The organism is Mesorhizobium argentiipisi (SeqCode), from assembly GCF_037179585.1.
GTDB lineage: Bacteria > Pseudomonadota > Alphaproteobacteria > Rhizobiales > Rhizobiaceae > Mesorhizobium > Mesorhizobium argentiipisi.
This window is the reverse complement of sequence record NZ_JAPYKO010000020.1, coordinates 73,273-98,711: the sequence shown is the minus strand read 5'-3', so window position 1 is coordinate 98,711 and position 25,439 is coordinate 73,273. Positions and strand designations below refer to the sequence as shown.

Below are 25,439 nucleotides of genomic sequence, written 5' to 3'. Positions count from 1 at the left end.
GAACGCAGCGAAATTTGTGAGGAGGACGGCCGATGAAGATCGAGGGCGGATGCCATTGCGGCGCGATCACCTATGAGGCGGAGGTCGATCCTGAGAAAACCTCGATCTGCCACTGCACGGACTGCCAGCAGCTGACCGGCACGGCCTTTCGCGTGACCGTTCCGGCGCCGGAAAGCGACTACAGGATCACCAAGGGCACGCCGAAAGTGTATATCAAGACCGGATCCAGCGGCGCCAAGCGCGCGCAGGGGTTTTGCGGCGAATGCGGATCGCATCTTTATGCGACGTCGGTAGGCGATGGACCGAAAATCTATGGCATTAGGGTGGGCACGGCGCGCCAGCGCGACCAACTGGTGCCGAGAAGACAGGTCTGGCACCGCTCGGCGTTGCATTGGCTGCCGGAAATCGAAGGCATCACAACGATCGAGGAGCAGTAGCGGCTATACATGTCGGGCGGGGCGTCCCAGACCTCGGGGATTGGCGGAAGCCCGCCGTCGCCGTCGCCCGCCTTACGCGAGTTCAACATCGTGCACAGGCGCTCGATCGACACCCTGACGAAGCGAAGGACCGCCCTTCACCCCAAGAGGGTCTTCGTCCTTTTGCTGCCGCCAAGTTTGCGCCAATTGTTGAAGCGGTGGGTGGCGGCGGCGAAGGAGATCTTCATCTGCTGGGCGACGGTGTAGCGCGACTTGCCCTCGTCGAACATGCGATAGCAGCACTCGACGCCTTCCTCGGTGAGCTTGCCGTCAGGCGTCTTGTTGTGCGGATTGGCGGGATCGAATTTTTCGATCTGCTGCTCGACCAAGTCCTTGAGGCGCTGCAGGTCGGCCTCGATGCTGGCGATGAGGTCGAGAACGGGCTTCGCATCGAATGCGTGCGGAGGCTTCTTGTCCGTCATTCGGTTGGTCTCCTTCAATTTCGGTTGTTGCCACCCATATAGGCAAACATTCAGCAATAATGAAGAGCGGCCCGACCGCGCTGGGGATCAACCATTTGCGAGCGCGTCGATGGCCGCCAGCGATTGACGGCAAGCGACCAAGATCTTAGTTTAGAACGATTCTAAACTAGAGTGATCCCATCATGCTTTCCCGTGTTTTCGGCTTCGGCCGCCGTTCCTTCGATTCGCTGTCGGAGCAGGAGATCCTGGCGCTGGCGATCTCTTCCGAGGAGGATGACGGGCGCATCTACCGCGCCTATGCCGATGGGCTCGCGGACGACTTTCCGCAATCGGCAAAAGTGTTCGAGGCTATGGCCGAGGAGGAGGATGGCCATCGCGATTCGCTCATCGGGCTTTACCGCAAGCGCTTCGGCGAGCGCATACCGCTCATCCGGCGCGAGCATGTGAAAGGCTATTTCGAGCGCAAGCCGGACTGGCTGGTGAAGCCGCTCGGCATCGAGCATGTGCGGCGGCAAGCCGAGGAAATGGAGCGGCAGGCCTATCGCTTCTATGTCGAGGCGGCCAAGCGCACCACCGACGCCTCGACGCGAAAGCTGCTCGACGATCTCGCCGTGGCCGAACAGGGCCATGAAAGCTCGGCGCATGAACTCGAGCAGGAGCATGTGCCGGGCACGGTCAAGATGGAGGAGGCGACGGCCGAGCAACGCCAGTTCATCCTCACCTATGTGCAGCCGGGGCTGGCCGGGCTGATGGACGGGTCGGTGTCGACGCTGGCGCCGATCTTCGCCGCAGCCTTCGCGACCCATGCGACATTCCAGACTTTCCTCGTCGGCCTCGCCGCCTCGATCGGCGCCGGCATTTCGATGGGCTTCACCGAAGTCGCCTCCGACGACGGCAAGCTGTCGGGGCGCGGTTCGCCGATCAAGCGCGGCCTCACCGTCGGCATCATGACGACGCTGGGCGGGCTCGGCCACGCGCTGCCCTATCTCATTCCCTATTTCTGGACGGCGACGATCGTTGCCGCGGTCGTGGTGTTCTTCGAGCTCTGGGCGATCGCCTTCATCCAGAACCGCTACATGCAGACGCCCTTCTGGCGCGCCGCCTTCCAGGTGGTGTTGGGCGGCGCGCTGGTGTTCGGGGCGGGCGTGCTGATCGGGAACGCGTAGCGCCGGTTTCCCTTATCCCCCTTGTCGGAGAAGGTGGATCGCGCGATAGCGCCGAGACGGATGAGGGGTGCTCCAGCGGAGTGAGAGGCTGGCGTTCCCTGGAACACCCCTCATCCGTCGCCTCGGCGACACCTTCTCCCACCAGGGGAGAAGGGGGAGCTTCATCCATTCACGACCCGACTATCCACCGGCGCCTCCGCCCTTTCCTCCATACCGTAATCGCGCACGACATGGGCAATGCGCAGACGGTAGCCGGCAAAGATGCCGCCGCGGCCGGCCTGCTGCGCCTGCCGGTGCTCCGCGGTGTTACGCCAGGCCTTCACCGCTTCCTCGTCGCGCCAGAAGGACAACGACAGCACCCGCTTGGGATCGGCGAGGCTCTGGAAGCGCTCGACCGAGATGAAGCCGTCGATGCTCTCGAGCAGCGGCTTAAGCTCGGCGGCGATGCCGAGATAGGCATCGCGCTTGCCTTCGGCCGGCTCAACCTCGAAGATGACAGCAATCATGCCGCTATTTCCTCCTTGACGGTCACGTCGGTGCGAAAGAACTGTCTTGGACCGTGCGGCCCCGACACGAGCTTCAGAAAGACGCGATCTTCCTTCAAGATGAATTTCTCGCGCCTGGCGAATTCATAATTTGCCTTGCCCGCCGGGTCGGCGGCAAGCCGGGCGCGATAGGCTTCATAGGCTGCGAGGCTCTCGATGTTGTAGGCGGCATAGGCCGTGGTGGCCGAGCCTTCATGCGGCGCGTAATAGCCGATCAGGTCGGCGCCGCAGCGGGGAATGGCCTGGCCCCAGGTCCGCGCATATTGCTCGAAGGCGGCCTTGCCGAACGGGTCGATCTCGTAGCGGATGAAACAGGTGATGGTCATAATCGGTCTCCTCGTCCGTTGGTTTTCGACGACGACAGTTCGATCGCGGTCGAAACATCGTCTCCGTCATTGTGCTAGGCATTCTCCTGTCAGGAGTGTTTGCCCGGGCTGCTTGAGATGACCCCAGAATAATGCTTCTCTGACGGGAATGCTTCGATGAGGATCGAACCATGCGTGAAGGACCGGACATTGCGCGCATCGCCAGCCTGGTGGGCGATCCGGCGCGCGCCAATATGCTTAACGCTCTCATGGGCGGCACGGCGCTGACGGCGTCGGAACTGGCGCTGGAGGCCGGCGTGTCGCTGCCTACCGCTTCCTCGCATCTGTCGAAGCTGATGGAAGGCGGGCTGCTCACCTTGGCCAGCCAGGGCCGCCACCGCTATTACGGCCTCGCCAGCGCGCAAGTGGCCGGGATGATCGAGGCGATCATCGGCGTTGCCGAGGCGGTCGGCCCGAAACGGGTGCGGCCCGGTCCGCGCGATGCGGCCATGCGTGTGGCGCGCGTCTGCTACGATCACCTCGCCGGCGAGCAGGCGGTGGCGATGCTCGACCGGCTATTCGACAGGAAGCTTTTGCTGCGCGAGGACAATCAGATCAGGCTCTCGTCCTCCGGCGCCTCGCATTTTTCCGCGCTCGGCATCGACACACAAGCCAAGGCGCGGCGGCCGGTGTGCCGCGCCTGCCTCGACTGGAGCGTGCGGCGCTCGCATCTTGCCGGCACGCTGGGCGCCGCCATCCTCGACAAGATCATCGCCGAGAAATGGGCGCGGCGCGAGAAGAACAGCCGCGCTGTGGTGTTCTCGCCGACCGGCAGGCAGGCGTTCGAGAGGGTGTTTCTCTCCTAAGCCGGCAATCTCACGATGCTGTCCCTCGGCGCTGAAATTACCCCCTTTTCAGCGCCTTCCCCAGCTTGAAGAACTCCTTCCAGGGATCGGCCTTCTTCATTTGGGCCAGCGTGGATGCATCCCCGAGCGGAAACGCGTTCGGCGCAAGCCCCTTCTCGATCTCCGGCCAGGTCACCGGCATGGATATCGTCGCGCCCTTCTTGGCGCGCGAGGAATAGGGCGCGACCGTGGTCGCGCCGCGGCCGTTGCGCAGATAGTCGACGAATATCTTTCCGGTGCGCGCCTTCTTCGACAATGTCGAGGTGTATCGGTCGGGCGCAGCCTGCTCCAGGGCGCGGGCGAAATCATGCGCGAAATCCTTGACCTCGTCCCACTCCGCCGAGGGTTTCAGCGGCACCAGCACATGATAGCCCTTGCCGCCGGAGGTCTTGACCAGGTTGGGCAGCGACAGCTCGTCAAGCTGCTTGTGGATGTCGAGCGCCGCCTCGCGCACGCGGCTGGCGTCGATGCCTTCGTCCGGATCGAGATCGAAGATGATCTGATCCGGCTTTTCCAGCTGGTCGATGGTCGAGCCCCAGATATGCACCTCGACCACGCCGTACTGGACGAGCGCCGCCAGCCCGTCGAAGTCCTTGATGTAGAGGATCTCCTCGCCATCGGTCGGATCTTTCATGCGGGCGATCTTGTCGCTCATGCCGGGCGAAGCGTGTTTCTGGAAGAAGCGCTGGCCGTGGATGCCATCCGGCGCGCGCACCAGGCTCAGCGGCCGGTTGACGACGAATTCAGCCATGCGCGGCCAGACCAGCGCGTAGTGACCGAGCAGGTCCTGTTTCGAAACCTTCTCGTCGGGCCACAGCAGCTTGTCGGGATGCGAGAGTTTTATCGAGGTCTTCGCCGCTCCGGCTGAGGTCTTGGCGGGTTTTCCGCCCGGCTTTGCCTCGCTCCCGGCCTTTATCGGCTTTTCCTGCACGACTTCCTCCGCCGGCTTGTCCTCGCGAAGCCCCTGGAAGGAGGCGTGGCGGATTATACGGTCGGATGTCCAGCTGCGAAACTCCACCTCGCCGACAAGTTCCGGCTTGACGAAGGTGAGGCCCTTGCCCTTGGGCACCGCCGTCGAGAAAGGCGAGGTTTTCGTCTCGAGGCTATCGAGCTTCTTTTTCAGATCCGTCATCACCTTGCCGGAAAAGCCGGTACCGACACGGCCGGCGTAATGCAGCTTGCCGCCTTCGTTGAAGCCGACCAGCAGCGAGCGCAGGCCGCGGCCCGTCTTGTCGGAAGGCAGATAGCCCCCGATGACGAACTCTTGCCTGAGCGTGCATTTCGACTTGATCCATGTGAGGCCGCGCCCGCTGCGATAGGGCGCGTCGGCGCGCTTCGAGACCACGCCTTCCAGGCCCATGCGGCAAACATGTTGCAGCATCACCTTGCCGGGCTCGTGGAAATGGTCGCTGAAGCGCAGCGCCGAATTTTCGGGCTGCTCGCCGAGCAGCTCAGCCAGGGCTTGCTTGCGCTCGACCAGCGGCTCACGGCGCAGATCCTCGCCATTGAGCCTCATCAGGTCGAAGACGTAATAGATGAAGCGGTCGGCGCGGCGCGCCGACAGATCCGCCTGCAGCATCGGGAAGGACGACACGCCACTGTCTGCCAGCACCACGATCTCGCCATCGATGATGGCGTCGCGGCATTTCAATTTGGCCAGCGCGGCGGTGACCGGCCCCTCGAATTTCCCGGTCCAGTCGAGGCCGGCGCGGGTGAGCAGTCTGACCTCGCTGCCTTCGATCTGCGCCTGCGTGCGGTAGCCGTCGAATTTCACTTCGTGCAGCCAGTCGTCGCCGCCGGGCGCTTCCTTCTCCAGCGTCGCCAGCTGGGGTTCTATGAAGTCGAGGCGCCTGGCCTGCCCGGCCTTGGCTTTGGCAGGCTTGTTCGATTGCCAGACTTTCGGTGTCTGCCCCTTGGCAGCCTTGCCCTCGCCGACTTCCTCGATGGTCAGGCCGGATTTAACCGAACGAGGCTCCTCGACCAGAATGTCCTCGCCCGGCCGGGCGGCGGCGTCGTCGGATTTGATCAGCAGCCAGTTGTCGCGCTTCTCGCCGGGGCGGGGCTTCAGCCGGACCAGATGCCAGCGGCCGTTGAGCTTGTGGCCTTCGAGCTCGAAGTCGATATGGCCCTTCTTCATGCCCTTGGCCGGATCGCCATCCGGCGTCCATGTGCCTTCGTCCCAGACCAGGACCGAGCCGCCGCCATATTGGCCCTTCGGAATGGTGCCTTCGAAGGAGGCATAATCGATCGGATGATCCTCGACATGCACCGCCAGCCGCTTCTCATGCGGGTCGAGGCTCGGGCCGCGTGTCACCGCCCAACTCCACAAGACGCCGTCATGCTCGAGGCGGAAATCGTAATGAAGCCGCGTCGCGGCGTGCTTCTGGACGACGAAGATGCCGCCGGCCTGCTTGCCGCGCGCCACCTTGCCGGCCGGCTCGGCGGTTTTCTTGAAATCGCGTTTGGCGTGATATTGTTCAAGGCTGGCCATCGGCGTGGGCTCCTATGCGGACTTGCGCTTCGGCGCGGCCTTGGTCTTCGCCCGTTTGGCCGGCGCTTTGGACGATGCCTTGCCGGCTTTGCTGTCATCCGCATTGAGGCTCTTCTTCAGTGCGTCGAACAGATTGACGACATTGGACGGTTTCGGCGATGCCTTGGCCTTTGGCGCCTTTCTGCCCGCCTTCTTGGCGCGGACCAGCTCGAGCAGCGACTCCTCGTAGCGATCCCTGAATTTGGCGGTGTCGAACTTCGCCTTCTTCTTGTCGATGATGTGCTCGGCCAGCTCGACCATCTCGCCGTCCAGCTTCGCGGACTGGATATCGGCGAAGATGGCGGACGCGTCGCGCACCGTATCGCCATAGCGCAGCGTCGTCAGCAGCATGCCTTTGCCGAACGGCTCGATCACCGCCGGGCGCTCGCGCTGATAAAGCACGATGCGGGCGAGGCCGGCCATTTTCTTCTCGGCAAGAGCATCGCGAATGACGGCGAAAGCCTCCTCCGACACCTTGTCGGCCGGCGAGACGTAATAGGGCGTGTCGAGATAAACCTGGTCGATCGAAGCCTTGTCGACGAAGCCGTTGAGATCGAGCGTGTGCGAGGACTCGATCTGGACCGCCTCGATATCCTCGTCCTCGATGCGGATGAATTCGTCCTTGCCGACCTCGAAGCCCCTGACCTCCTCATCCTCTTCCAGCGGCTTGCCGCTTTTCTGGTCGACATAGACACGCCGGACCCGGTTGCCGGTCTTGCGGTTGAGGATGTGGAAGGACACCTTTTCGGCGTGGGTGACGACGTTGCTCAGTTCGATGGCGCAGGTGACAAGTGAAAGCTTGAGATAACCGCTCCAGGCGGGGCGCGGCGCCATGACGAACTCCTTGCAGCATCGGACGAACCGAAACGGCCGGAGCGCCGCTTCGGTTCCCGGACAGGAAAGCCGGCGCCAGGCGCACCGGCCTTAGATGGGCACGGCTATTCGGCCGCCTGCAAGTTCACCTTGCTTTCGGCGATCTCGGTGAGCTTGCGGTCGGTCGCCTCTTCTTCCTTGAGATTCTTGGCCAGCACGTTGGCGCAGTCGCTGCGGCCAAGCTGCTTGGCCCAGGCGATCAGCGTGCCGTAGCGCGTTATCTCGTAATGCTCGACGGCCTGCGCGGAGGCGATCAGCGCCGCATCGAGGACTTCCTTGTCGTCGACATCGCCGCTGACTTCGTCGGCCTCTTCAAGGATGCCGTCGATGGCCGGGCAGTTGACGGTCTTGGCCTTGACGCCATGCAGCTCGAACACCTGCTCGACCCGCTCGATGTGACCCTTGGTCTGCGTGAGATGCTTCTCGAAGCCGGCTTTCAATTGCGGATCGGTTGCCTTGTCGATCATCTTCGGCAGCGATTTCTCGATCTGCTTTTCGGCATAATAGATGTCGCGCAGCGTGTGGATGAAGAGATCGTCCAGCGTCTTGATGTCTTTCGAAAAGAAGCCCATGGCGGTTGCCTTTCCATGTTTCGCATTGTCGGGAAGTTGCGCGGCGGGACAGCCGTCAACACGGCCGGGTCCGCCCGGCCTTGCGGGTCAACGTCGGCTTCCGTGACAGGTTCCTGCCCGCCGGGCCGCGCGAAAGGAAATTTCCTGTCGCAGGACGAACGTGAAACAGAAGCGCGGCCAAGCGACATCGGAACGAAACATATGTGATGCAAAAGTCACACGAGCCGGAAACGCGACGAAAGCACCGAAAGACCGCGAATCAGCCGCAATCCGGCCACGATGCAACGCGTTTCGGACCAGAAATTAACATCACGTTCACCGACTATTCACGCATCGACGCTATGCTCTCGAACAATTCGGACGGGACATCCGAAAGCGGGACAGGGACAGGGTAAAATGACCTTCTGGAATCAGATCGCCGGCTACGCCGCCGCCATTCGCGAATTCGTCGCGCCGACCTATCGGCCGGAGCGCTACTACATGCGCGGCCCGGGTCCGGCCTGCGCGCGCCGCGGCAACTCGCTGGGCGTCAGCGCGAACTGACATGACCAGCCTGCGCGCCCACCACAGCCGCATCTGCCGGCCGGCCGCCGATCAGCGTGCCACGACCTATCGCGCCGAGCGCCTGACGCTCGCCGCCAACTGGCGTGCGACAACGCCGCGACTTTAACGCCGCCGCCGGCTGGCTTAGTGTCTAAAAACACAAGCAGCCGGGGCCGCCATGACCGACCTGCCCGAAAGTCCCACCTTCTTCCGACGCCAGGCCTATGACGCCCGCCAGCCGCTGATCGTCTTCGACGGCGTCTGCGTGTTCTGCTCGGGCTTCGTCCAGCTCATCCTCAAGCTCGACCGGAAAAATCGCTTCCGCTTCGCTACGGCGCAATCGCGGTTCGGCGAGGCGTTGTTTCGTGAGCACGGCCTACCCACCGACGATTACGACAGCAACCTCGCCATCATCGACGGCGCGGCCTTCACCAAGCTCGACAGTTTCGTCGCCGTCATGGCCGCGCTCGGCTGGCCATGGCGTGCCGCGAAGGCGCTGCTCATCCTGCCGCGGCCGCTGCGCGACTGGCTCTACGACCGCGTCGCCAAGAACCGCTACGCGCTGTTCGGCCGGAAAGACAGTTGCGAGATACCTTCGGCCGAGTTGCGGGAGCGGCTGATCGGCTGACGGCGCTTCCGGCAAAACTGGCTTGGGGCAAAGGCTTGGGGGCAAGGCATGAAGCTTCTCATCGTCGGCGGCTACGGCACTTTCGGCGGACGCATCGTCCAATTGCTGGAGAACGAGCCGGGCCTCGAGCTCATCATCGCCGGCCGGTCGCTCGCCAGGGCCGAGGCCTACTGCAAAGGACGGGGCGCGACCAAGGCCAGGCTCGTGCCGGCGACATTCGACCGCGACGGCGACCTTGGCGCGCAGCTCGCCGGCGTGCTGCCCGACATTGTCGCCGACGCCAGCGGCCCGTTCCAGGCCTATGGCGAGGGGCGCTACCGGCTGGTCGACGCCTGCATCGAAGTGCGCATCCATTACCTCGATCTTGCCGACGGTTCGGACTTTGTCGCCGGGGTATCGGCTTTCGATGCGGCGGCCAAAGCGGCCGGCGTGATGGTGCTCTCCGGCGTGTCGAGCTTCCCGGTGCTGACGGCGGCGGTGGTGCGGCGCCTTTCGGCCGGCATGGCGCGCGTCGACACTATCCGCGGCGGCATCGCGCCGTCGCCCTTCGCCGGCGTCGGCGAGAACGTCATCCGCGCCATTGCAAGCTATGCCGGCCGGCCGGTGCGGCTGCGGCGGGACGGCAGCCCGACCGAGGGTTATCCGCTCACCGAGCAGACGCGCTATACGATCGCGCCGCCCGGGCGCATGCCGTTGAGGAACACGCTGTTCTCGCTGGTCGACGTGCCGGATTTGCGCGCGCTGCAGGCGCTGTGGCCGGAAGCGAAGACGATCTGGATGGGCGCCGGGCCGGTGCCCGAGGTGCTGCACCGAGCGCTGATTGGCCTGGCCTGGCTGGTACGCGCCGGCCTGGTGCGGTCGCTGTCGCCGCTGGCGCCGCTGATGCATTGGGCGACCAACCGGCTGTCATGGGGCGAGCATCGCGGCGGCATGTTCGTGGAGGTCGAGGGCACCGATGCGGAGGGCGGCCCGGCCAGGCGCTCCTGGCAGCTTTTGGCCGAGGGCGATAACGGGCCGTTGATCCCGGCCATGGCGGTCGCGGCGATCATCCGCAAGGCGCTCGATGGCCGCATGCCCGGGCCGGGCGCGCGGGCGGCGGTGCGCGACGTCGAGTTGGAGGACTATGAAACGCTGTTCGCCGGCAAGACGATCCACACCGGCTTCAGGGACGACACCAGCAAGGGGAAGGACCTCTATCCCGATCTGCTCGGCGATGCCTGGAAAAGCCTTCCGGCTGAAATACGGGCTATGCATGAGGGAACGGCAATAGCGGAGGGACGCGCCAGCGTCGAACGTGGCGGCGGTGTTCTTAGCCGGCTTGCCGCGCGCATGGCCGACTTCCCGCCTGGCGCGGCGGATGTCCCCGTCAAGGTGCGTTTCGTAACCGACGGGCAACGCGAGACCTGGATCCGCAAATTCGGCGCGCACCGTTTTTCGAGCCGGCAATTTGCCGGGCGTCGCCGATCGGAGCGGCTGCTTTGCGAACGCTTCGGCCCGCTCGCCTTCGCCATGGCGCTGGTGGCGAGCGAAAACCGCCTGTCGCTCGTGCTGCGCCGCTGGAGCTTTCTCGGCCTGCCATTGCCGATGTGGCTTTGCCCGCGCTCGAAAGCGTATGAAACCGTCGAGGACGGCCGCTTCCGCTTCCATGTCGAGATATCGCACCCGGCGGCCGGGCTGATCGTGCGCTATCGCGGCTGGCTGGAACCGGCGCGGCGCCCGGCCGCGGCGGAGATGGCAGAGGCGGTCTCGGCGGGCTGACGTGCCGTCCTTGCGCCCGTCACGGCAACAGGCGAAAATTTTTGCGGCGCCTGTCGAAATCGGCCAAGGCCGCACGACATAGGCCGGCACGCGACGATGCGGCCTTCAAGAAACGGGAGAAGATCATGCGATACATGCTTTTGATCTACAATGACGAAGCCGCGATGGCGAACGCTCCGAAGGAGCAGACCCAGCAGGTGCTCGCAGCCTATGGCGCCTATACCGAGGCGCTGAAGAAATCCGGCGCGTACATCGCCGGCGAGCGGCTGCGCCCGACACAGGCGGCCACCGCGGTGCGGATGACGAACGGCAAGACCAACGTGCTCGACGGCCCCTATGCCGACACCAAGGAGCAGCTGGCAGGCTTCTACATGATCGAGGCGGCCGACATCGACACGGCCATCGAATGGGCCGCGCGCTGCCCGGCGTCCAGCACCGGCACGGTCGAGCTGCGGCCGATCTGGGAAATGGCCGAGTACATCGCCGCCGCGGAGTGACCCCGCGATGGATGATCGTTCCGAGATCGCGCGGGCGGCGGCCGAGGCGGCCGCCCGGCGCAGCTACGGCAAACTAGTGGCCTGGCTCGCGGCGCGTACGCGCGACGTCGCCGGCGCCGAGGACGCGCTGGCCGATGCTTTCGCCGCCGCGCTCGAACGCTGGCCGCGAACCGGCGTGCCGGCGCAGCCGGAAGCCTGGCTTCTGTCCGTGGCGCGCCGGCGCGACGTTGACGCCGTGCGGCGGCGGCTGACCGGCGAGGCGGCGCGCGACCACCTGAAGCTGATCGCCGAAGAGATGGAGGAGCGCGTGCGGGGCGAAGATCTGCCCGACGATCGGTTGCGGCTGATGTTCGCCTGCGCCCATCCGGCGATCGAGGCCAGCGTGCGTGCGCCGCTGATCCTGCAGACCATCCTCGGTTTCGACGCCGCGACGATCGCCTCGGCCTTCCTGGTTTCGCCGGCGACGATGGGCCAGCGGTTGGTGCGGGCCAAGGCGCGCATCCGCGAGACCGGGATTCCGTTTCGCGTGCCGGAGCAGGCGGAACTGGGCGAGCGGCTGGGCGCGGTGCTGGAAGCGATCTACGCCACCTTCGCCGAAGGCTGGTCGGATCCGATCGGCACGGACAGCCGGCGGCGCAATCTCGCGACCGAAGGCATCTGGCTTGGACGGCTGGTCGCCTCGCTGATGCCGGATGAGCCGGAGGCGCTGGGACTGCTGGCGCTGATGCTGTTCGCCGAGGCGCGCCGCTCGGCGAGGCGCGGCCCGGAGGGGGATTTCGTGCCTTTAGCCGAGCAGGATATCGCGCTCTGGGACGACCGCCTGATCGACGAGGCGGAGGCCTTGCTGGTGCGCGCCGCGCACAGGGGCATCATCGGCCGCTACCAGCTGGAGGCCGCCGTGCAGTCCGCCCATACGGCGCGCCGGCGCGGCAGCGGCACCGACTGGGCGGCGATCCGTCAGCTTTACGATGCGCTTCTTGCCGTGGCCGGCTCGCCGGTGGTGGCGATCAACCGCGCGGTGGCGATCGCCGAAACCGAGGGCGCCACGGCCGGCCTGGCGGCGCTTTACGTGCTGGGCGACGACAAGCGGCTGCAGGATTATCAGCCCTATTGGGCCGCACGCGCCGGGCTGTTGGCCAGGCTCGGCAATATCAAGCAGGCGGCCCAGTCCTACGACCGGGCGATCGGCCTCGAGCGCGACGCCGCGCTGCGGCGTTTCCTGCAGGGCGAGAAGGCGAAGCTCGTCAGGAATTAGCTTTCGGGCCACATCTCGTGCGATGCGTTCAGCTTGCGCATCAGCTCATTCTCGCGCAGCCTTGCCCACAGGCGTTCGATGTTCGGCCAGGCGCCGTGCGCCTTCTGGACCTCGGGGTGCCAAGCCACCAGCATGACGAGGTAGATGTCCGCCAGCGACAGCGTCTCGCCGGCCAGCCAGTCGCGGCCGGCCAAAGCCTGGTCGAGAATGGCAAATCCGCGATCCATCTCGGCGACCGCCGCCTGCTTAACAGGCTGCAGGCCTTCGCCGTCGGTGGTGTAGCGATGGGCGTAATAGAGCCGCAGCACCGCCGGGTAGAGCACCGACGACATGAAAGCCATCCAGCGCAGGAAATCGGCGCGGGCGGGCGAGCCCGCTTGGGGCGCAAGACCGGCTTCAGGGTGGCGTTCGGCAAGCAGAATGCAGATCGCCGCCGATTCGGTCAGCGAATGACCGTCCGGCAGCGTCAGCACGGGCACTTGGTTCAAAGCGCTGATGGCGAGGAAGGCCGGATCGGGCGGATCCTTCTTGGGCACGTCGATCTGCTCGAAGGGGACGCCGGCCATGGCAAGCGCGGCCTCGGCGACGAAGCCGCCGCTGTTTGGGCGTGTATAGAGCTTGTACATGAATATCCTCCCACCGGCCGATTGGGGCCGGCGGCGATTTGAGCCGGAAGCGGCGCCTGCCTCAAGCCGCCGACGAATGCCACCGGCGCCTTTTCAGCGGTCCAGTCCGTTCAGGCGCCCAGCCCGTCGAACAGGATGGTCGAGAGATAGCGCTCGGCGAAGGAGGGGATGACGACGACGAGGGTCTTGCCCTTGTTCTCCGGTCGCGAGCCGACGACGATAGCGGCCTGGAGCGCGGCGCCCGACGAGATGCCGACCGGCACGCCTTCGAGCCGGGCGACAAGACGCGCATTAGCGACCGAATCCTCGTTCGAGACCCTGACGACCTCGTCATAGATCGAGGTGTCGAGGATTTTGGGCGCGAAGCCGGCGCCGATGCCCTGGATCTTGTGCGGGCCGGGCTGGCCGCCCGATAGAACCGGCGAGGCTTCTGGCTCGACCGCCACGACGTGCAGCGAAGGCTTGCGCTTCTTCAGCACCTGGCCGACGCCGGTGATGGTGCCGCCCGTGCCGATGCCGGCGACGAAGATGTCGACCTCGCCATTGGTGTCGTTCCAGATTTCCTCGGCCGTGGTGCGACGGTGGATTTCCGGATTGGCCGGATTCTCGAACTGCTGCGGGATGATGGCGTTGGGCAGCGTGGCGGCGAGCTCGTCGGCCTTGGCGATGGCGCCCTTCATGCCTTTCGGGCCTTCGGTCAGCACCAGCTCGGCGCCGAGCAGCGCCAGCATCTTGCGGCGCTCGACCGACATCGTCTCCGGCATGGTGAGGATCAGCTTGTAACCCTTGGCGGCGGCTGCGAAGGCAAGCGCGATGCCGGTGTTGCCGGAGGTCGGCTCGATCAGCGTGGTCTTGCCGGGCGAAATCTTGCCGGCTTCCTCCAGCGCCTCGATCATGGCGACGCCGATACGGTCCTTGACGGAGGCGATCGGGTTGAAGAATTCGAGCTTGGCCAGAAGGTTGGCGACGATGCCCTTCTCCTTCGCAAATTTGTCCAGCCTGACCAGCGGCGTGTCGCCAATCGTCTCCGTGATCGAGTTGAAGACGCGGCCGCGGCCGGGCATGCGCGCGGAGGTGACGGGCTTGTTCATTGGTTTCGCTCCCAAGGCAATGGCTATAGGCAAAACAGAATAGGGCTTTCAGCCGCGCAAGATAGGCTGAGGCTGGAAAATATCCGAGTGGGGCGGTTGCTCAAAAGCGTTCGCGACCGGAAATGCATTTTCCGCCACCACGCGTTTCAGGAATAGTTTGGCCGAATCCGGGATCGGTTGAGATTGGAACCTATTGACGCGCGGCTATAGCGGCAGCCGCGCCCATCATGAAGCCGGCGGCGGTGCGGTTCAGCACCTTCAGCGCGCGCGGCGATTTCAGGAACCAGCGCGCCTTGGCCGCCAGCGCCAGATAAGGCACCAGCACCACGAACAGAACCACCACGGTGAGGATCGCAAGGATGGCGTAGTCGGCGAGCGTGATCGTCTTCAGGTCGACGATGGTCGGCGTGATGGCGAGATAGAAGATCATCGTCTTGGGATTGCCGAGTGTCACCGTCAGTCCGGCGATGAAGCTCGACACCAGCCCGCCCTTGGCCTTTCGCGCCTCGATGTTTTCGGGCGTGATGCCGCTGGTCCAGAAGCGCCAGGCGAGGAAAGCAAGATAGGCAACGCCGGCCCATTTTATGGCGAGGAAGACCACGGCGAAGGTCTGGGCGACGAAGGCGAGCCCGAGCACCACGGCGGTGAGATAGGTGAGGTCGCCGAGCATCAGGCCGAACGACATGGCGAGCGAGGAACGGAAGCCGGAGCCGAGCGCGCGGGCGACAAGCGCCGTGACGCCGGGGCCCGGAATGGCGGCGGCGACGCCGAGGGCGGCGCTGTAAGCGAGGAATCCGGTGAGTGTCATGGTTGCAATCCCGAGATAGGGATGCGCTTGTCGCACGAAATCGAACGGGAATGAAATCGCTAAGGCCGGATTCGTTTGCGCCAGCCCCCTCATCCGGCCGCTTCGCGGCCACCTTCTCCCCGAGGGGAGAAGAGATTGGCGCCGGCGCTTACCTGCTCCTCTCCCCTTGGGGAGAGGTCGGATTGCCCGAATTGCCCTTCGCAATTCGGTTGGCAATCCGGGTGAGGGGGAGCCCGCTACAGCTCGACCGGGAGCTACCCACCATGCGTAATACGCCAGATCGTGCCGTTGCCGTCCTCGGTCAGGATCAGCGCGCCGTCCCTGGCGACGGCGACGCCGACCGGCCGGCCCCAGACCGCGTCGTCGGATATGACAAAGCCGGTTGCGAAGTCGTCGTATTCGCCGGTCGGCTTGCCGTCCTTGAATCTCAGCCGCACCACCTTGTAGCCGGTGCGGACATTGCGGTTCCACGAGCCGTGCAGCGTGACGAAGGCGTCGCCCTTATAATCAGCCGGAAAATTCCCGCCGTCGTAGAAGGCGATGTTGAGCGGCGCCGAATGCGCCTGTATCAGCACATCCGGAACCGTGACCTTGCCGGCGAGATCGGGGCGCGCGCCCTTGTGGCGCGGGTCCTCATTGTCGCCGATGTAATACCAGGGCCAGCCATAGAAGGCGCCTTCCTTCACGGCGGTCGCGTATTCGAAGGGGGTGTTGTCGCCAAGCTCGTCGCGCTCGTTGACGACGCACCAGAGCGCGCCTATCGCCGGCTGCACGGTCATGCCGGAGCAATTGCGCAGGCCGGTAGCGATCGTCCTGCGGTTGTTGCCGTCGGGGTCGAAGGCCAGCACGTCGGCGCGGCCCTGTTCCGCGCCCCAGGCCTCGCCGAGCGGCTGCGATTTCGCCCATTCCTCGACGCCGCCCTTCGGCTTCGCCCCCATATCCTCGGCGATGTTGGAGCCGGAGCCGACCGACAGATAGAGCGTCTTGCCGTCGGGCGAGAAGGTGATGTCGCGCGTCCAATGGTGGCTGGCGGGGACCTTGGCCACGATGGTTTCCGGCTTGCCCGACGCTTCCAGGTCGCCGTCGCGATAGGGGAAGCGGACGACGCTGTTGCTGTTGGCGATATAGACCCATTGCGGCTTGCCGCCCGGCGGATAGAAGGCGATGCCGTAGGGCCGCGTCAGCCCGTTGGCGAAGATCGACTTCTGCGCGGGCTTCGCGCTGCCTTCCGCGAGGCGATAGACGCGAACCTGGTTCGCCCGGCTGTCGGCGACGAAGAGATCGCCGTTCGGCGCCACGCGCACGACACGGGGGCTGTCGATGCCGGAAGCGACGAGCTCGGCGGAGAAACCGGGCGGAAGTTTCGGCTTCGCATCCTCGGGGCGATCGGTGACGCCGCCGCCGTTCGAAGCGGATTCCGTCACATCGGGCTTCGGCAAATCCTCGGGCTTCAGCAGCCTGCGCACGCCCGGTCGGTCGGCCTTCCAGTCGCCGAAGGCCTTTTCGCCGCTGAGCAAGGGCTGATCCGCCTGCTGCCCAAAGGCACCCGTGGCTAAAACCAGCGCGAAGCCCGCAAGGCCGGCGATCCGCATCATGCTGTTCTCCGTCGTCTGTCAACATGTCCCGTCTGCGGGCGCCTCACTCGATAAGGCGCCCGCAGACAGGACATATTGGGGCAAACGATCGAAAAGAGAAGCGTGCGCAAGCCGATTTGACGGAGCGCCGGCCTCAGGCCTCTTCGGCATCCAAATCGTCGTCGAGGCGCTTTTCCAACTCGACGAGGTCCATCGGTAAGGGCAGGCCCATGGCGCGCATTTCCCTTAATTTCTCGCGCAGCTGCTCCTGGATCTCGTGCTCGTCCTCGGGCTGGTTGATCATTTCCTGAAGCAGGAGGTCGATCTGGGCCTTGATTGCTTCCAGCGCCATATTTGTTCTCCCTCTGCAGCTGCCGCGAACCCTAGGGGCGGCGAGATTCAGGTCAGGCCGCGCCGAAAATGGTAGCTTCCGAGAACCGGAGCGGAGCGTACTTCAAGTACGTGAGCACCGGCCTATGCCGACCGTAGCCTTAACCAAGCTGCCGCGCCACTCACAAGCGCTTCGGCCGGCGAAGGCCGGAAGCGCAGGAAGCTGCCGTTTGCAGGCCGGTCTCACCTGAATCTCGCCGCACTTTAGCGCAGCATGCGCGAAATCAGCTGCGCCGTATAGTCGACCATCGGCACGATGCGGGCGTAGTTCAGGCGCGTCGGCCCGATGACGCCAAGCGCGCCGACGACGCGGGCGTCCTTGTCGCGATAGGGGGCGACGACCAGCGACGAGCCGGACAGTGAAAACAGCTTGTTCTCCGAGCCGATGAAGATGCGCACGCCCGGCCCCTCCTCGGCAAGGTCGAGGAGCTGCAGCAGCCCGTCCTGCGTTTCGAGGTCCTCGAACAGATGACGCAGCAATTCGAGATCGGCCTGGGCGGTGACGTTTTCCAGGAGATTGGCGCGGCCGCGCACGATGAGACGCGCCGGCAGCCCACTTTCGGCGCCGGCCCAGACCGCGAGGCCCTTCTCGACCAGATCCTGCGATAGCGTGTCGAGGGCCGCCCTGGTCTCCTCCTTGATGCGAGCGATCTCGACGCGCGCCTCGGCCAGGGTGCGGCCGCGGATGTGGGCGTTGAGGAAATTGGACGCCTCATGCAGCTGCGACACGGTGATGCCGGCCGGCAGCTCGACGACGCGGTTCTCGACGTCGCCGTTCTGCGACACCAGCACGGCAAGCGCCTTGGTGGGCTCGAGCTGGATGAATTCGATGTGCTTCAGCGCCACCTCGTGCTTGGAGGCGAGCACGAGGCCGGCGCCCCGCGACATGCCGGACAGCATCTGGCTGGCCTCGGTCAGCATATGCTCCAGCGTCGCGCCCGAGCCCGAGGCGCGCACCTGCGCCTCGATGGTGCGGCGCTCGTCGTCGGAAAGGTCGCCGAGCTCCATGAAGGCGTCGACGAAGAAGCGCAGGCCTGTCTGAGTCGGCAGCCGCCCGGCGGACACATGCGGCGCGTAGATCAGGCCCAGATGCTCGAGGTCGCTCATCACGTTGCGGATGGTGGCCGGCGACAGAGACGAGGGCAGGATGCGCGACAGGCTGCGCGAGCCGACCGGCTCGCCGTCGCGCAGGTAGGAATCGACGATCCGCCGGAAAATATCGCGCGAGCGCATGTCGAGTGACTGAAGTACGGGCGACTGAGGCCCGGGCGACTGCGACGTCGGATCGACTGGTTTGTTCATTCCGGCGAGAAACCTCCTGCCGAAAGATATAGACTTAAGCCACAGCGGCGCAACCCGGTGCCGCATTCGCGGTCACGTGCCGCATTTGCGGTCACGTGCCGCATTTGCGGTCACGGTGCCGCGTTCGCGGTTACCCAGCCGGTTTTCCTTTGCGACCGCGTTTTCCTTTGCGCCATGCTGCGCATGCGTCTACAAGCCGCCGACGAATCTGGGAAAGAACAGAAAGAGCCTCGATGCGCCCCTCCAAACGCCAAGCCGACGAAATGCGCGCCATCTCCTTCGAGCGCGGCGTCTCCAAGCATGCCGAAGGTTCGTGCCTGGTGAAGTTCGGCGACACGCATGTCTTGTGCACGGCGAGCCTGGAGGAAAAGGTGCCGGCCTGGATGCGCAATTCCGGCAAGGGCTGGGTGACAGCCGAATACGGCATGCTGCCGCGCTCGACCGGCGAGCGCATGCGGCGCGAGGCCTCCGCCGGCAAGCAGGGTGGCCGCACGCTGGAGATCCAGCGGCTGATCGGCCGTTCGCTGCGCGCCGTTGTCGACCTGCAGGCGCTGGGCGAACAGCAGATCACCGTCGATTGCGACGTGATCCAGGCCGATGGCGGCACGCGCACGGCCTCGATCACCGGCGGCTGGGTGGCGCTCTATGATTGCCTGCGCTGGATGGAAGCGCGCCAGATGGTGAGCGTCGCCAAGGTGCTCAAGGACCATGTCGCGGCGATTTCCTGCGGCATCCATGACGGCCAGCCGGTCATCGATCTCGACTACCTCGAAGATTCCTCGGCCGGCACCGACGCCAATTTCGTCATGACCGGCAAGGGCGGCATCGTCGAGATCCAGGGTACGGCCGAGGGTGAGCCGTTTTCCGAAGAGCAGTTCGCGGCGCTGATGGGACTCGCGAAGAAGGGCATCCAGCGCCTGGTGAGCCTGCAGCAGATGGCGGTGGCCTGACGTTGAATGCGATGAGGTCGGCGATCCTTCACACCCCCCTCTGGCCTGCCGGCCATCTCCCCCGCAAGGGGGGAGATCAGGTGTTGTCTCGGCCTTCGCCAATCTCCAACGCTGAAAGGTTTGCGGCGGCGGCGGGGCTGCCAATCTCCCCCCTTGCGGGGGAGATGGCCGGCAGGCCAGAGGGGGGTGCCTCTTGACTCCCTCAGCAATCTTGGAATCAGCGCTGTATGTGAATGATCTCAAGGCCGCCGAAGCCTTCTACCGCGACATCATCGGCCTCGATGCGCTGGGCAAGGTCGAGGGCCGGCATGTCTTCTTCCGCTGCGGCGACGGCGTATTGCTTCTCTTCAACGCCGAGGCGACGAAAATCCCGCCGGCGCCGGACGCGCGGCTGAAGGTGCCGCCGCACGGCACGGCCGGCGAAGGGCACCTCTGCTTTGCGGCAACCGCCGATGAAATCGCCGCATGGCGCAAGCATCTCGCCGCGAACAACATCGCCATCGAAAGCGATTTCGAATGGCCGCAGGGCGGGCACTCGATCTATATCCGTGACCCGTCCGGCAATTCGATCGAGTTCGCCGAGCCAAGGATCTGGGGTTTCTGATGCATTCGCTTAACGGAAAGAAGATCGTCGTCGCCAGCCACAATGAAGGCAAGCTGCGCGAATTCGCCGACCTGATGGCGCCGTTCGGCTTCGAAGCGAAATCGGCCAAGGACTACGGCCTGCCCGAGCCGGACGAGACCGGCACCACGTTCGAGGAGAACGCCTATATCAAGGCATATGCCGCCGCCAAGACGACCGGCCTGCCGGCGCTTTCCGATGATTCCGGGCTCTGCGTCGACGCGCTCGACGGCGCGCCCGGTGTCTATACCGCCAACTGGGCCGAGAAGCCCGACGGCAGCAGGGATTTCGGCATGGCCATGCAGAAGACCGAGACCGCGCTGCAGGACGTCGGCGCGACCGAGCCTTCGCAGCGCACCGGCCGCTTCGTCGCCGTCATCTGCCTCGCGTTCCCGGATGGCGAGGCCGAATATTATCGCGGCGAGGCCGAAGGTACGCTGGTGTGGCCGCCGCGCGGCACGCTCGGTTTCGGCTACGATCCGGTGTTCCTGCCCAACGGTTTCGACAGGACTTTTGGCGAGATGAGCGCGGAAGAAAAGCATGGCTGGAAGCCCGGCCAGGCGACGGCGCTGTCGCACCGCGCCCGCGCTTTCCAGAAATTCGCGCAAGCGCGATTGGATTTGGGGCGTCTGGACTTGGCTAGGCTAGGATCGGCATGAGCGCGGTCACCATCCCGCTCGACCGCAGCCCCGGCTTCGGCGTCTATATCCACTGGCCGTTCTGCGCGGCCAAGTGCCCTTACTGCGACTTCAACAGCCATGTCCGCCACCAGCCGGTCGACCAGGAGCGTTTTGCGCGCGCCTTCGAGACGGAGCTCAAGACCATGCGCGACCGCACCGGGCCGCGCGAGGTGACCAGCATCTTCCTCGGCGGCGGCACGCCGTCACTGATGAAGCCGGAAACGGTGGCCGCCGTCCTGGAGGCCGTGGCGAGGAACTGGACGGTGCCGGCCGGCATCGAGGTGACGCTGGAGGCCAACCCGTCCTCGGTCGAGGCCGAGCGCTTCCGCGGCTATCGCGCCGCCGGCGTCAACCGCGTCTCGCTCGGCGTGCAGGCCCTGAACGACAAGGATCTGCGCTTCCTCGGCCGGCTGCACAATGTCGAGGAGGCCCTGCACGCCATCGGCCTCGCGCGCGAAATTTTTCCCCGCCTCTCCTTCGACCTGATCTATGCGCGGCCCGGCCAGACGCCGGAAGCATGGGGGTCGGAGCTGGAGCAGGCGATCGGCTATGCCGTCGACCACCTGTCGCTCTATCAGCTCACCATCGAGGAGGGCACGCCCTTCCACGCGCTTTACGCTGCGCGCAAATTCACGCTGCCCGACAACGATCATGCAGCCGACCTCTACGCGCTGACGCAGGAGGTGACGGCGGCGCATGGCCTGCCGGCGTATGAGATCTCCAACCACGCCCGGCCGGGCGCCGAGAGCCGGCACAATCTGACCTATTGGCGCTACGGCGAATATGTCGGCGTCGGCCCCGGCGCGCATGGCCGCTTCGTCGAGAACGGCCGCCGCACGGTGACGATAGCGGAAAGGATGCCGGAGACCTGGGCCAATCTGGTCGAGGCCAAGGGCAATGGCGTCACCGGCGGCGAGATCCTGACGCGCGCGGAAGAAGCCGACGAGTTCCTGCTGATGGGCCTGCGGCTTGCCGAAGGCATTGACCTGCAGCGCTATGAGGCGCTCTCGGGTCGCGGCCTGTCGAGTTCGCGACTTTCGGTGCTGCAGGAAGAAGGGCTGGTGGCGCCGGTCGGCAACGCCCGCCTGCGCGCCACGACCGCCGGCATGATCGTGCTGGATGCGGTGGTGGCGGATTTGGCGCGGTAGAGCAGCAGCCAACTGGTTTGTCAGTCTGCCCGATGATGTTAGATATCGGCCTGCCCTAGCCGAATGCCATTTCCACGCATCCAATGGGACCTGCAATGAAGTTCCTGATTCATGAGACGCTGCGAACTTTAAACACGGATGACGTTTTTGAGTTTGGATTGACCGAGATTTCGAAATCCCGTGCGCATCCCGACTTCTATGAAGCAGTGACCGTATTCAGCAGAAACCAGAAATCGAAGAAACACAAAACATCGGGCTTGAGCGAGTTTGACGTCGTGCGCAGCTTCATGACTTATGTCGGGATAAATTTAAGGACAATCGCAAAAGACGATTCGATAGAATTCGACTTGAACGGACTTACTCTGGATCAGTACATACCGCTTACGAAATCAATACGCGAGATTATGGACGAGTAGCGCTGGTTCCCTCCATAGGAATATCTGCTAGCTTTGAAGAACGTGCTTTTCGTCTGCAGCCAGAACCGGCTGCGCAGTCCGACGGCCGAGCAGGTGTTTTCCAAACGCCGCGACATCGAGGTGGAATCAGCCGGCACCAATCACGACGCCGACAATCCGTTGACGCATGAGCTGGTCGCCTGGGCGGACATCATCCTCGTCATGGAAAAGGCACACCGCGCCAAGCTGCAGAAGAGATTCCGGTCGAGCCTGAAGGGCGCCAGGGTGATCTGCCTCGATATTCCGGATGACTACGACTTCATGGACCCGCAACTGGTACGGCTGCTGGAAGTGAGGGCCGGCAGATATCTCTGAGATGTGGCGCTCCGCGTGGCGTTCGTCATTCTCGGGCTTGACCCGAGAATCCATGCCGTGACCTCGCACGAAGGGCGCGGCGGTGCAGAATTCTGCACCGTGGGTGGCGCTTCGGTGTAACGGCATGGATTCCAGGGTCTTCGCGCGTCGCTTCGCTCTTTGCTCCGCCCTGGAATGACGAGGCGCGAGGTCGCAAAGGTTGCCAGTTGGTTCAAGCGTCGTGCTTCTGGCGGTGCTTGCCGCGGTGCTTCTCGCCATGCGCCTCGCCGTGACGGACAGGCTTCTGGTCGGCCTTGTCGCGGCGCGCGCCGGACTCGGCGGCGATGGGGTGTGGAGGAATGCCCTCGCGGGCGGTCTTGCTTTCAAGTCGGCTGATAAAAATATCGAAGCGATTGGGCATCGTTCGGTCCTGCCTCCTCCCGGGGAATCAGGGGTTAAATTCGCCGATGTGGGTTTCGTTCCGCACTGTGGCAAAGGCAAGGCGATTTCCTTACCTCGACCTCACGTTTTGCAACGGGGCGTCAGCCATGCGAAACAGGGCGGACTATGAGGGGCATTCGGTGACCGGCGACAAACGCAGCTATCTGATCGGACAGAGCGAGATCGCGGCGCGGCCGCTTCAGCCGGCGCTCTATCTGGTGGCGACGCCGATCGGCAATCTGGCCGACATCACGCTGCGCGCGCTGGAGACGCTGGCGGCTGCTGATATCGTCGCCTGCGAGGACACGCGCGTCTCGCGCGTGCTGCTCGAACGCTACGGCATCCGCCGCCGCACGACTGCTTATCACGAGCACAATGCGAGTGAGGCCGGGCCGAAGCTGATCGAAGCGCTGGCGGCCGGGCAGAGCGTGGCGCTGATCTCGGACGCCGGCACGCCTTTGGTCTCCGATCCCGGCTACCGGCTGGTCGGCGAAGCGTTGGAGCGCGGCATTCGTGTGGTGCCGATCCCCGGACCTTCGGCCGCGCTTGCAGCGCTGACCGCGTCGGGCCTGCCTTCCGATGCCTTCCTGTTCGCCGGGTTCCTGCCCGTGAAGACCGGGCAGCGGCTGACCAAGCTGGAGACCTTCAAACAGGTGCCGGCGACACTGATCTTCTTCGAATCGCCGCGCCGTCTGGCAGAGACGCTCGGCGCCATGGTCGAGGCATTGGGCGGCAGCCGCCAGGCCGCGATCGGCCGCGAGCTGACCAAGGCCTTCGAGGAGATGCGCACCGGCACACTGGCCGAGCTTGCCGACCATTATGCCGCGGCAGACACGCCGAAAGGCGAGATCGTCATCTGTGTCGGCCCGCCCGAAGCGGCGGAGGACGAGCCGGCCGACATCGACCGCCTCCTGCTCTCGCTTGCTGCCGAAATGCCGGCCTCGAAAGCTGCAGCGGAAGCGGCGAAGATGACCGGCGGGCAGAAACAGGCGCTTTACCGCCGGCTTATCGAGCTCAAGGCGGACGGCGGTGGCTGAGCGTTCGATCGGCCATCGCCGAAAAGCCTATCGGCGCGGCCATCGCGGCGAGTGGCTGGCGGCGTTGGCGCTGATGATAAAGGGCTACCGGATTCTAGCGCGCCGCCACCGCACCAGGCTCGGCGAGATCGACCTCATCGCCCGGCGCGGCGACCTCGTGCTGTTCGTCGAGGTCAAGGCGCGGCGGACATTGATCGAGGCGATGGAAGCGATCGGCCGTGAATCGGAACGCCGCATCGAGGGCGCCGCGGATTTGTGGCTGTCGCGCCAGCCGGATTACGGCCGGCTGTCGATGCGTTTCGACATGGTGGCCGTGCTGCCCTGGCGCTGGCCGGTGCATGTCGAGAACGCGTTTTATGGACGGAATTGAGGCTCACCCTCCTACAAGGCAGGACAATCGTATACGACAGCGCTGGCCCCCTCATCCGGCCGCTTCGCGGCCACCTTCTCCCCGAGGGGAGAAGAGATTGGCGCGGCGCCGGCAATCTCCTCTCCCCTCGGGGAGAGGTCAGCCGAGCGAAGCGGAGGCTGGGTGAGGGCGAGCGCCGTATGTAATTGCCATTCCCTAGGGGTGGGCTCTCACCCCCAAATGAATAGCGCCACCAGCCCAACGCCCCCCACTAGAAGCCGCCACCAGCCGAACAGCGCGTAGCCGTTGCGCGAGACGTAATCGAGCAGGAAGCGCACCACGAACAAAGCGGTGACGAAGGCGGCGACGAAGCCGATGGCGATGATCGGCAAATCGGCCGAGGTCAGCACGTTGCGGTTCTTGAAAAGATCGAAGGCGAAGGCGCCGACCATGGTGGGCATTGCGAGGAAGAAGGAGAATTCGGCCGCCGCGCGCTTGTCGACGCCCATCAGCAGCGCGCCGACGATGGTCGAGCCGGAGCGCGAGGTGCCGGGGATCAGCGACAGGCACTGGAACAGGCCGATCTTGAGATAAACGCTCAACGGGAAGCGCTCGACATCATGGAAGCGCGGCTTGAAGGTAATGCGGTCGACGATAAGCAGCACCACCCCGCCGATGATCAGCATGATGCAGATCAGCCGGGGCGATTCGAACAGGATGGTCTTGATGAGATCATGCGCCAGCGCGCCGACGACCGCGGCCGGCAGGAAGGCAATCAGGATGCCGATGACGAAATGCCGGGTCTGCGGGTCGCTGGGCAGCTTGATCAGCATCTGCCAGAGCTTGCTGAAATAGACGCTGAGGATCGCCAGGATCGCGCCGAGCTGGATCAGGATCTCGAAGGCCTTGCCGGTGGAATGGAAACCGAGGAAATGGCCGGCAAGCAGGATGTGGCCGGTCGAGGACACCGGGATGAACTCGGTCAGGCCCTCCAGCAACCCAAGCAGCAGCGCTTCGACGATGGTCTGGCTTTCCATGGCAACCTCTGCTTTGAATGACGGCTAAGGGAAGGGCTTGCTTGTCATGGGGCGGAAGTCCCCCTATAGGTCGCAACACCATGACAGTCCCTGGAATCGGGCGGCCAAGACTTATCGGCGCTGACACCGATTCGCCAGTGCGCCTTTTCATCGCGGAACC

At 64.7% G+C, this 25,439-nt stretch carries 31 protein-coding genes; 17 read left to right on the top strand and 14 right to left on the bottom strand.

The genetic code is table 11. The features are described from left to right. The first annotated feature begins 32 nt into the window (after positions 1–32). The gene (locus O7A05_RS24300) at positions 33–437 is read left to right on the top strand and encodes a GFA family protein (RefSeq protein ID WP_337095462.1); all 405 of its coding nucleotides are present in this window, start codon (positions 33–35) and stop codon (positions 435–437) included. A 137-nt stretch (positions 438–574) separates the two neighbouring features. On the opposite strand, the gene O7A05_RS24295 is transcribed toward O7A05_RS24300, so the two are convergent. Continuing rightward, a complete protein-coding gene (locus O7A05_RS24295; protein WP_224515182.1) occupies positions 575–898 on the bottom strand; it encodes a hypothetical protein in 324 nt (107 codons plus the stop codon). A 182-nt stretch (positions 899–1,080) separates the two neighbouring features. On the opposite strand from O7A05_RS24295, the gene mbfA reads away from it, so the two are divergent. Next, positions 1,081–2,064: an iron exporter MbfA gene (gene mbfA, locus O7A05_RS24290; protein ID WP_337095461.1), complete on the top strand. Its 984-nt coding sequence runs from the start codon at positions 1,081–1,083 to the stop codon at positions 2,062–2,064. Positions 2,065–2,225: 161 nt separating this feature from the next. On the opposite strand, the gene O7A05_RS24285 is transcribed toward mbfA, so the two are convergent. Beyond that, on the bottom strand, positions 2,226–2,570 hold the full coding sequence (locus O7A05_RS24285; RefSeq protein ID WP_337095460.1) for an antibiotic biosynthesis monooxygenase family protein: 345 nt from the start codon (positions 2,568–2,570) through the stop codon (positions 2,226–2,228). Then, positions 2,567–2,935: an NIPSNAP family protein gene (locus O7A05_RS24280; protein ID WP_337095459.1), complete on the bottom strand. Its 369-nt coding sequence runs from the start codon at positions 2,933–2,935 to the stop codon at positions 2,567–2,569. The genes O7A05_RS24285 and O7A05_RS24280 overlap by 4 nt, the downstream gene beginning before the upstream one ends. 170 nt (positions 2,936–3,105) lie before the next feature. On the opposite strand from O7A05_RS24280, the gene O7A05_RS24275 reads away from it, so the two are divergent. Then, positions 3,106–3,780: an ArsR/SmtB family transcription factor gene (locus O7A05_RS24275; protein ID WP_337095458.1), complete on the top strand. Its 675-nt coding sequence runs from the start codon at positions 3,106–3,108 to the stop codon at positions 3,778–3,780. 37 nt (positions 3,781–3,817) lie between these two features. Here the strand turns inward: O7A05_RS24275 and ligD are convergent, their stop codons facing one another. The 3 genes from ligD to O7A05_RS24260 all read right to left on the bottom strand — a co-directional run bounded on the left by ligD (position 3,818) and on the right by O7A05_RS24260 (position 7,794). After that, positions 3,818–6,310: a DNA ligase D gene (gene ligD, locus O7A05_RS24270; RefSeq protein ID WP_337095457.1), complete on the bottom strand. Its 2,493-nt coding sequence runs from the start codon at positions 6,308–6,310 to the stop codon at positions 3,818–3,820. 12 nt (positions 6,311–6,322) lie between these two features. Continuing rightward, on the bottom strand, positions 6,323–7,183 hold the full coding sequence (gene ku, locus O7A05_RS24265) for a non-homologous end joining protein Ku (protein WP_337095456.1): 861 nt from the start codon (positions 7,181–7,183) through the stop codon (positions 6,323–6,325). 104 nt (positions 7,184–7,287) lie between these two features. Then, complete coding sequence (locus O7A05_RS24260) at positions 7,288–7,794, bottom strand: YciE/YciF ferroxidase family protein (protein WP_224515196.1); 507 nt, start codon at positions 7,792–7,794, stop codon at positions 7,288–7,290. A 396-nt stretch (positions 7,795–8,190) separates the two neighbouring features. On the opposite strand from O7A05_RS24260, the gene O7A05_RS24255 reads away from it, so the two are divergent. The 6 genes from O7A05_RS24255 (at position 8,191) to O7A05_RS24230 (ending at position 12,475) form a co-directional block, all read left to right on the top strand. Beyond that, positions 8,191–8,337, top strand: coding sequence for a hypothetical protein (locus O7A05_RS24255; RefSeq protein WP_337095455.1), 147 nt, complete (start codon positions 8,191–8,193; stop codon positions 8,335–8,337). A 1-nt stretch (position 8,338) separates the two neighbouring features. Further along, complete coding sequence (locus O7A05_RS24250; RefSeq protein WP_263484105.1) at positions 8,339–8,464, top strand: hypothetical protein; 126 nt, start codon at positions 8,339–8,341, stop codon at positions 8,462–8,464. 51 nt (positions 8,465–8,515) lie between these two features. Beyond that, on the top strand, positions 8,516–8,965 hold the full coding sequence (locus O7A05_RS24245; protein ID WP_337095454.1) for a thiol-disulfide oxidoreductase DCC family protein: 450 nt from the start codon (positions 8,516–8,518) through the stop codon (positions 8,963–8,965). Between the two features lie 48 nt (positions 8,966–9,013). Continuing rightward, the gene (locus O7A05_RS24240; RefSeq protein ID WP_337095453.1) at positions 9,014–10,723 is read left to right on the top strand and encodes a DUF4166 domain-containing protein; all 1,710 of its coding nucleotides are present in this window, start codon (positions 9,014–9,016) and stop codon (positions 10,721–10,723) included. A 125-nt stretch (positions 10,724–10,848) separates the two neighbouring features. After that, positions 10,849–11,220 (top strand): YciI family protein, encoded by a 372-nt coding sequence (locus O7A05_RS24235; protein WP_337095452.1) that lies wholly within the window; start codon positions 10,849–10,851, stop codon positions 11,218–11,220. 7 nt (positions 11,221–11,227) lie between these two features. Then, positions 11,228–12,475, top strand: coding sequence for an RNA polymerase sigma factor (locus tag O7A05_RS24230; RefSeq protein WP_337095450.1), 1,248 nt, complete (start codon positions 11,228–11,230; stop codon positions 12,473–12,475). Here the strand turns inward: O7A05_RS24230 and O7A05_RS24225 are convergent. The 6 genes from O7A05_RS24225 to hrcA all read right to left on the bottom strand — a co-directional run bounded on the left by O7A05_RS24225 (position 12,472) and on the right by hrcA (position 18,266). Next, the gene (locus O7A05_RS24225) at positions 12,472–13,101 is read right to left on the bottom strand and encodes a glutathione S-transferase family protein (protein WP_337095449.1); all 630 of its coding nucleotides are present in this window, start codon (positions 13,099–13,101) and stop codon (positions 12,472–12,474) included. The two genes, O7A05_RS24230 and O7A05_RS24225, sit on opposite strands and share 4 nt — an antisense overlap. Before the next feature lie 110 nt (positions 13,102–13,211). Further along, complete coding sequence (cysK, locus tag O7A05_RS24220) at positions 13,212–14,192, bottom strand: cysteine synthase A (RefSeq protein ID WP_337095447.1); 981 nt, start codon at positions 14,190–14,192, stop codon at positions 13,212–13,214. Between the two features lie 190 nt (positions 14,193–14,382). Continuing rightward, positions 14,383–15,000, bottom strand: coding sequence for a LysE family translocator (locus O7A05_RS24215; protein ID WP_337095446.1), 618 nt, complete (start codon positions 14,998–15,000; stop codon positions 14,383–14,385). A 254-nt stretch (positions 15,001–15,254) separates the two neighbouring features. Next, positions 15,255–16,595, bottom strand: coding sequence for a PQQ-dependent sugar dehydrogenase (locus O7A05_RS24210; RefSeq protein ID WP_337095445.1), 1,341 nt, complete (start codon positions 16,593–16,595; stop codon positions 15,255–15,257). Between the two features lie 133 nt (positions 16,596–16,728). Continuing rightward, positions 16,729–16,926 (bottom strand): hypothetical protein, encoded by a 198-nt coding sequence (locus O7A05_RS24205; protein ID WP_337095443.1) that lies wholly within the window; start codon positions 16,924–16,926, stop codon positions 16,729–16,731. A 242-nt stretch (positions 16,927–17,168) separates the two neighbouring features. Next, entirely contained in the window at positions 17,169–18,266 is a 1,098-nt protein-coding gene (gene hrcA / locus O7A05_RS24200) for a heat-inducible transcriptional repressor HrcA (RefSeq protein WP_337095442.1), read from the bottom strand. A gap of 233 nt (positions 18,267–18,499) precedes the next feature. Here hrcA and rph point away from each other — a divergent pair, with 233 nt between their 5' ends. The 6 genes from rph to O7A05_RS24170 all read left to right on the top strand — a co-directional run bounded on the left by rph (position 18,500) and on the right by O7A05_RS24170 (position 22,436). Then, complete coding sequence (rph, locus tag O7A05_RS24195) at positions 18,500–19,216, top strand: ribonuclease PH (protein ID WP_337095441.1); 717 nt, start codon at positions 18,500–18,502, stop codon at positions 19,214–19,216. Positions 19,217–19,409: 193 nt separating this feature from the next. Continuing rightward, the gene (locus O7A05_RS24190; protein ID WP_337095440.1) at positions 19,410–19,820 is read left to right on the top strand and encodes a VOC family protein; all 411 of its coding nucleotides are present in this window, start codon (positions 19,410–19,412) and stop codon (positions 19,818–19,820) included. Beyond that, positions 19,820–20,497 carry an RdgB/HAM1 family non-canonical purine NTP pyrophosphatase gene (gene rdgB / locus O7A05_RS24185; RefSeq protein WP_337095439.1) on the top strand — a complete coding sequence of 226 codons (678 nt, stop codon included), beginning with the start codon at positions 19,820–19,822 and terminating at the stop codon, positions 20,495–20,497. The genes O7A05_RS24190 and rdgB overlap by 1 nt, the downstream gene beginning before the upstream one ends. After that, entirely contained in the window at positions 20,494–21,666 is a 1,173-nt protein-coding gene (gene hemW, locus O7A05_RS24180; protein ID WP_337095438.1) for a radical SAM family heme chaperone HemW, read from the top strand. Before rdgB ends, hemW begins: the two co-directional genes overlap by 4 nt. Before the next feature lie 95 nt (positions 21,667–21,761). Further along, the gene (locus tag O7A05_RS24175) at positions 21,762–22,082 is read left to right on the top strand and encodes a hypothetical protein (protein ID WP_337095437.1); all 321 of its coding nucleotides are present in this window, start codon (positions 21,762–21,764) and stop codon (positions 22,080–22,082) included. Positions 22,083–22,115: 33 nt separating this feature from the next. Continuing rightward, complete coding sequence (locus tag O7A05_RS24170; protein WP_337095436.1) at positions 22,116–22,436, top strand: low molecular weight protein tyrosine phosphatase family protein; 321 nt, start codon at positions 22,116–22,118, stop codon at positions 22,434–22,436. A gap of 211 nt (positions 22,437–22,647) precedes the next feature. Here O7A05_RS24170 and O7A05_RS24165 read toward each other — a convergent pair whose 3' ends face one another. After that, complete coding sequence (locus tag O7A05_RS24165; RefSeq protein WP_095767932.1) at positions 22,648–22,836, bottom strand: hypothetical protein; 189 nt, start codon at positions 22,834–22,836, stop codon at positions 22,648–22,650. Positions 22,837–22,963: 127 nt separating this feature from the next. Here O7A05_RS24165 and rsmI point away from each other — a divergent pair, with 127 nt between their 5' ends. Together rsmI and O7A05_RS24155 are read left to right on the top strand one after the other, a co-directional pair. Continuing rightward, positions 22,964–23,893, top strand: coding sequence for a 16S rRNA (cytidine(1402)-2'-O)-methyltransferase (gene rsmI, locus O7A05_RS24160; protein ID WP_415927049.1), 930 nt, complete (start codon positions 22,964–22,966; stop codon positions 23,891–23,893). Next, positions 23,886–24,263 carry a YraN family protein gene (locus O7A05_RS24155; protein ID WP_337095435.1) on the top strand — a complete coding sequence of 126 codons (378 nt, stop codon included), beginning with the start codon at positions 23,886–23,888 and terminating at the stop codon, positions 24,261–24,263. Before rsmI ends, O7A05_RS24155 begins: the two co-directional genes overlap by 8 nt. Positions 24,264–24,472: 209 nt before the next feature. On the opposite strand, the gene O7A05_RS24150 is transcribed toward O7A05_RS24155, so the two are convergent. Then, the gene (locus O7A05_RS24150) at positions 24,473–25,279 is read right to left on the bottom strand and encodes an undecaprenyl-diphosphate phosphatase (RefSeq protein WP_337095434.1); all 807 of its coding nucleotides are present in this window, start codon (positions 25,277–25,279) and stop codon (positions 24,473–24,475) included. Between the last annotated feature and the right edge of the window lie 160 nt (positions 25,280–25,439).

Bases quoted from the DNA above. Each gene is read 5' to 3' on its own strand.
- O7A05_RS24150 (WP_337095434.1), bottom strand. From the start codon at position 25,279: ATGGAAAGCCAGACCATCGTCGAAGCGCTGCTGCTTGGGTTGCTGGAG.
- ligD (WP_337095457.1), bottom strand. From the start codon at position 6,310: ATGGCCAGCCTTGAACAATATCACGCCAAACGCGATTTCAAGAAAACC.
- O7A05_RS24230 (WP_337095450.1), top strand. From the start codon at position 11,228: ATGGATGATCGTTCCGAGATCGCGCGGGCGGCGGCCGAGGCGGCCGCC.
- cysK (WP_337095447.1), bottom strand. From the start codon at position 14,192: ATGAACAAGCCCGTCACCTCCGCGCGCATGCCCGGCCGCGGCCGCGTC.
- rph (WP_337095441.1), top strand. From the start codon at position 18,500: ATGCGCCCCTCCAAACGCCAAGCCGACGAAATGCGCGCCATCTCCTTC.
- O7A05_RS24280 (WP_337095459.1), bottom strand. From the start codon at position 2,935: ATGACCATCACCTGTTTCATCCGCTACGAGATCGACCCGTTCGGCAAG.
- O7A05_RS24240 (WP_337095453.1), top strand. From the start codon at position 9,014: ATGAAGCTTCTCATCGTCGGCGGCTACGGCACTTTCGGCGGACGCATC.
- O7A05_RS24300 (WP_337095462.1), top strand. From the start codon at position 33: ATGAAGATCGAGGGCGGATGCCATTGCGGCGCGATCACCTATGAGGCG.
- rdgB (WP_337095439.1), top strand. From the start codon at position 19,820: ATGCATTCGCTTAACGGAAAGAAGATCGTCGTCGCCAGCCACAATGAA.
- O7A05_RS24250 (WP_263484105.1), top strand. From the start codon at position 8,339: ATGACCAGCCTGCGCGCCCACCACAGCCGCATCTGCCGGCCGGCCGCC.
- O7A05_RS24285 (WP_337095460.1), bottom strand. From the start codon at position 2,570: ATGATTGCTGTCATCTTCGAGGTTGAGCCGGCCGAAGGCAAGCGCGAT.
- O7A05_RS24215 (WP_337095446.1), bottom strand. From the start codon at position 15,000: ATGACACTCACCGGATTCCTCGCTTACAGCGCCGCCCTCGGCGTCGCC.
- O7A05_RS24225 (WP_337095449.1), bottom strand. From the start codon at position 13,101: ATGTACAAGCTCTATACACGCCCAAACAGCGGCGGCTTCGTCGCCGAG.
- O7A05_RS24245 (WP_337095454.1), top strand. From the start codon at position 8,516: ATGACCGACCTGCCCGAAAGTCCCACCTTCTTCCGACGCCAGGCCTAT.
- mbfA (WP_337095461.1), top strand. From the start codon at position 1,081: ATGCTTTCCCGTGTTTTCGGCTTCGGCCGCCGTTCCTTCGATTCGCTG.
- O7A05_RS24275 (WP_337095458.1), top strand. From the start codon at position 3,106: ATGCGTGAAGGACCGGACATTGCGCGCATCGCCAGCCTGGTGGGCGAT.
- O7A05_RS24175 (WP_337095437.1), top strand. From the start codon at position 21,762: ATGAAGTTCCTGATTCATGAGACGCTGCGAACTTTAAACACGGATGAC.
- hrcA (WP_337095442.1), bottom strand. From the start codon at position 18,266: ATGAACAAACCAGTCGATCCGACGTCGCAGTCGCCCGGGCCTCAGTCG.
- O7A05_RS24165 (WP_095767932.1), bottom strand. From the start codon at position 22,836: ATGCCCAATCGCTTCGATATTTTTATCAGCCGACTTGAAAGCAAGACC.
- ku (WP_337095456.1), bottom strand. From the start codon at position 7,183: ATGGCGCCGCGCCCCGCCTGGAGCGGTTATCTCAAGCTTTCACTTGTC.
- O7A05_RS24295 (WP_224515182.1), bottom strand. From the start codon at position 898: ATGACGGACAAGAAGCCTCCGCACGCATTCGATGCGAAGCCCGTTCTC.
- O7A05_RS24260 (WP_224515196.1), bottom strand. From the start codon at position 7,794: ATGGGCTTCTTTTCGAAAGACATCAAGACGCTGGACGATCTCTTCATC.
- rsmI (WP_415927049.1), top strand. From the start codon at position 22,964: ATGCGAAACAGGGCGGACTATGAGGGGCATTCGGTGACCGGCGACAAA.
- hemW (WP_337095438.1), top strand. From the start codon at position 20,494: ATGAGCGCGGTCACCATCCCGCTCGACCGCAGCCCCGGCTTCGGCGTC.
- O7A05_RS24210 (WP_337095445.1), bottom strand. From the start codon at position 16,595: ATGATGCGGATCGCCGGCCTTGCGGGCTTCGCGCTGGTTTTAGCCACG.
- O7A05_RS24255 (WP_337095455.1), top strand. From the start codon at position 8,191: ATGACCTTCTGGAATCAGATCGCCGGCTACGCCGCCGCCATTCGCGAA.
- O7A05_RS24235 (WP_337095452.1), top strand. From the start codon at position 10,849: ATGCGATACATGCTTTTGATCTACAATGACGAAGCCGCGATGGCGAAC.
- O7A05_RS24205 (WP_337095443.1), bottom strand. From the start codon at position 16,926: ATGGCGCTGGAAGCAATCAAGGCCCAGATCGACCTCCTGCTTCAGGAA.